Below are 3,701 nucleotides of genomic sequence, written 5' to 3'. Positions count from 1 at the left end.
TCTCGCCTTCCCCGTCGCCGGACGTCCCCCCGGAGCCGTCGTCCGTCGCCCGCCACGTCGGCAGGGCACCTCCCGTGCCCTTCCCACCGCTGTCCGAGCCGTTCGAGTCCCCGGTCGTGCCCGACCCACCGGAGCCTTCGGGCCCCTCCGAGTCGCCTTCCTCGCCTCCGCCCGACACGCCGCCCGCGACGCTCGTCCCACCGTTCCCACCCTGCCCGCCGTTCGACGAGCCGTTGCCGCCGTCGGCGCAGGCGGCCGCCAGGAGCGACAGTGAGCCGGTGAGGAGGAGGCCCGCGAGACGTGTTCCGAGTGAAGCCCTCATGTCGCCCCCGATGTGATGGTCCCCGCGCGTGCTCATCATCGGGTCGCCGACGTGTTCCGGGAAGCGGGTCCGCCGAGGTTGGGACGGCTGGGGAGAAAGGAACGCAATGGGCGCACTCCCGAGGGGGCCCTGAGCGGCGTGCGAGCGAGCCGGCGCCGCGCCCGGACCACCCTCGCCTACACCCCGGGCGGTGATGCCGACCTTTACACCGACCCCACCGGCACCACCGACTACACCCGAGGCGAATCCCGCGCTGAGCGCACCCGGCCTGGTCGCCGGCACCGCGCGGGCCCTGGGGGTCGGCGCGGACGCCGCCTCCCTGTATCTGCAACTGCTGGCTCTCGCCCGGCCCACCGACGCCGCCGTCCGCCGCTGGAACGGCTGGACGGCGGCTCGTCACCAGGCGGCCCAGGCCGAGCTGGTCGCGGTGGGCGCGGTCACGGCCGGCCGCCGGGCCCGGGCGGGGCGTACCGCCTTCGTGCTCGGCGAGTGGCTGGACGCCAAGGCGCCGCATCTGCCGCTGGAAGGTTGCAAGCTGGCCGCCCACTTGGCGTCCGCGTCCGGGAAGGACGTGTACGCGCCCTTTCTGCGGCTGCTGCCGCCCGTGCCCCTGCACGAGCTGTTCGAGCGGGCCGTGCGGGAGGCGCAGGAGGCGGTCTGAGCACGCGAAGGGGCCCGGCGGACAGCCACCGGGCCCCTCGGTCAGGGTTCTGTGAGACGTCGTCGGCCGGTCGCCGCCGCCCGCTTACGCGCCGCTGGCCTTGAGCATGTCCTCGCGCTCGACGATCTTCACGCGCTCGCGGCCCTGCGGCTCGCCCAGCGCCTTCTCGGCGGCGTCCAGCTTGTACCAGCCCTCCCAGGTGGTGAAGCGGATGTTCCGCTCGGCCAGGAAGGTGTCCACGGCCTCGGGCGCGGGGGCCTCGGGCGTCTGGAGACGGCCGTTCGCGAAGTCGTCCAGCAGGTTCGCGACCGTCTCGTTGGCGTCACCCTTGGTGTGGCCGATGAGACCCACCGGGCCGCGCCGGATCCAGCCGGTGACGTACACCGACCGAAGGTGCTCGCCGCCCTCCTCGATGACCCGGCCGCCCTGGTCGGGAACCGTGCCCGAGTCGATGTCCCAGGGCAGCTTCGGCAGCTTGTCCGAGAGGTAGCCGACGGCGCGGTAGACCGCGGTGACGTCCCAGTCGGTGAACGTGCCGGTGCCCTTGACGTTGCCGGTGCCGTCCAGCTCGGTGCGCTCGGTGCGCAGGCCCACGACCTTGCCGTCCTCGCCGAGGATCTCGACCGGCGACTCGAAGAAGTGCAGGAAGAGCTTGTGCGGGCGGTCGCCGACATCGCGGATCGCCCAGTTCTCCAGCGTCTTGGCGACCATGTCGGCCTGCTTGTTGCCGCGCCGGGTCTCGATGGACCCCGCGTCGTAGTCGATGTCCTCGGGGTCGACGATGACCTCGATGTTGGGGGAGTGGTCCAGCTCGCGCAGCTCCATGGGGCTGAACTTCGCCTGCGCCGGGCCACGGCGGCCGAACACGTGGACCTCCAGGGCCTTGTTGGCCTTCAGCCCCTCGTAGACGTTCGGCGGGATCTCGGTCGGCAGCAGTTCGTCGGCCGTCTTGGCGAGGATGCGCGCGATGTCCAGGGCGACGTTGCCGACGCCGAGGACGGCGACCTTCTCCGCCTCCAGCGGCCAGGTGCGCGGCACGTCCGGGTGGCCGTCGTACCAGGAGACGAAGTCGGCGGCGCCGTAGGAGCCGTCGAGGTCGATGCCCGGGATCGGCAGGTCCCGGTCGGCCGTGGCGCCGGTGGAGAAGATGACCGCGTCGTAGAACGAACGCAGGTCGTCCAGGTTGATGTCGGTGCCGTAGTCGACGTTGCCGAAGAGCCGGATCTGCGGCTTGTCGAGCACCTGGTGGAGGGCGGTGATGATGCCCTTGATCCGGGGGTGGTCCGGGGCGACGCCGTAGCGGATCAGACCGAACGGCGCGGGCATCCGCTCGAAGAGGTCGATGGACACGCCGGGTTCGGCGGCCACGTCGGACTTGAGCAGGGCGTCGGCGGCGTAGATCCCGGCGGGGCCGGCTCCGACAATGGCTACCCGCAGAGGCCGGGGCATGATCAGGTTCCCTTCGAGCGATGACAAGCGACTCGTCGGGAAGCCTAAGCTAAGGCAAGCCTAAGTCGGTACGCGGGTCCGGTCTATGGGCTCATAAGGCTGCCTTATGAGGATGATAAGTGAGCCTTCAGGGCGCCGCGCCCGTGCGGAGGCCCCCGTCAGGCCCCCCTCTAGGCTGTACGCATGCCTGCTCGCGAGCCCGTGTCACCCGCACTCGACGACGCGCATCTGCGCCCTCCGGACGGCGCGCGCCTGGCGGAGGCAACCGAGGTGTTCGCGATGCTCGCCGACCCCACCCGGCTCCATCTGCTGTGGCTGCTGGCGCAGGGGGAGTCGGACGTGGGCTCGCTGACCGAGCGGTGCGCCGCCTCGCGCACGGCGGTCAGCCAGCACCTGGCCAAGCTGCGGCTCGCCGGGCTGGTCGAGTTCCGCCGCGAGGGCCGGCACATCCACTACAGCCTGCGCGACGGCCATCTGCGCCGCCTCGTCATGGAAGCCCTCAGCCACGCCGACCACCGCGTCAGCGGAAAGGCCCCGCACGACTGACCGGCGCGGGCCGAAGCCCGCCGGGGCCGGGCGGGGCCGAAGCCCGCCCGGGCCGCCGGGCCCGGGCAGGCCGGTGGGACACGGCCGGTCAGAGCCGGTCGAGGATGTCCCGCAGTTGCCGCACCTCGGCGGTCTGGCCGGTGACGATGTCGCCGGCCAGCTTCCTGGCATCGGCGTTCTCGCCCTTCTGCCGCTCCTTTTGGGCCATGCCGATCGCACCGTCATGGTGCTCGATCATCATCTTGGCGAACGCCTTGTCGAAGGCGCTGCCCTCCAGGCCCTCGAGTTCCGTCATGTCAGCGTCGGACATCATGCCGTCACCGTCGCCGTGACCCCCGTGCTCCATGCCGGGCGTGGACGGCGCGGCCGTCGGCTGCTTCCAGGACTCCAGCCAGCCCTTCATGATCCGGATCTCCGGGTCCTGGGCCTGCTCGATCCGCGTGGCCAGCTCCTCGATCTCCGGGTCTGCGGCACGGCCGCCGGCGAGCCGGGCCATCTCCAGGGCCTGCTCGTGGTGCGGGATCATCAGCTGGGCGAAGGCGACGTCGGCGTCGTTGAAGTCGCCCGTCCCGGTCGTGGCTCCCGCTCCGGCCCCGGCTTCCGCGGCCGCCGACGGGGAGCCGCCGTGCCCGCCGTGGTCCATGCCGCTCGTGCCGTCGCCGCCGCAGGCGGTGAGGAAGAGGACGCCGGCGGTGAGGAGGCCCGCGGCGACGCCGCGGCGGA

General features: G+C 72.1%; 4 protein-coding genes and 1 pseudogene. 2 read left to right on the top strand and 3 right to left on the bottom strand.

Annotation, left to right across the window (positions count from 1 at the left end):
- Window positions 1–322: pseudogene (locus CCN42_RS43675) on the bottom strand (hypothetical protein); the annotation flags it as partial.
- A gap of 190 nt (window positions 323–512) precedes the next feature.
- Here CCN42_RS43675 and CCN42_RS06180 point away from each other — a divergent pair.
- Window positions 513–983, top strand: coding sequence for a hypothetical protein (locus tag CCN42_RS06180; protein WP_211294641.1), 471 nt, complete (start codon window positions 513–515; stop codon window positions 981–983).
- Between the two features lie 84 nt (window positions 984–1,067).
- On the opposite strand, the gene CCN42_RS06175 is transcribed toward CCN42_RS06180, so the two are convergent.
- On the bottom strand, window positions 1,068–2,432 hold the full coding sequence (locus CCN42_RS06175) for an FAD-dependent oxidoreductase (protein WP_086733566.1): 1,365 nt from the start codon (window positions 2,430–2,432) through the stop codon (window positions 1,068–1,070).
- A 183-nt stretch (window positions 2,433–2,615) separates the two neighbouring features.
- On the opposite strand from CCN42_RS06175, the gene CCN42_RS06170 reads away from it, so the two are divergent.
- On the top strand, window positions 2,616–2,978 hold the full coding sequence (locus tag CCN42_RS06170) for an ArsR/SmtB family transcription factor (protein WP_086733564.1): 363 nt from the start codon (window positions 2,616–2,618) through the stop codon (window positions 2,976–2,978).
- An 88-nt stretch (window positions 2,979–3,066) separates the two neighbouring features.
- Here the strand turns inward: CCN42_RS06170 and CCN42_RS06165 are convergent.
- Window positions 3,067–3,701, bottom strand: a 635-nt coding sequence (locus CCN42_RS06165; protein WP_107427551.1) for a DUF305 domain-containing protein, incomplete at its 5' end; no start/stop codon positions are given.

Origin of the sequence: Streptomyces glaucescens (assembly GCF_002154375.1) — a bacterium.
GTDB classification, from domain to species: Bacteria; Actinomycetota; Actinomycetes; order Streptomycetales; family Streptomycetaceae; genus Streptomyces; species Streptomyces glaucescens.
This window is presented reverse-complemented; position numbering and strand designations above follow the sequence as displayed.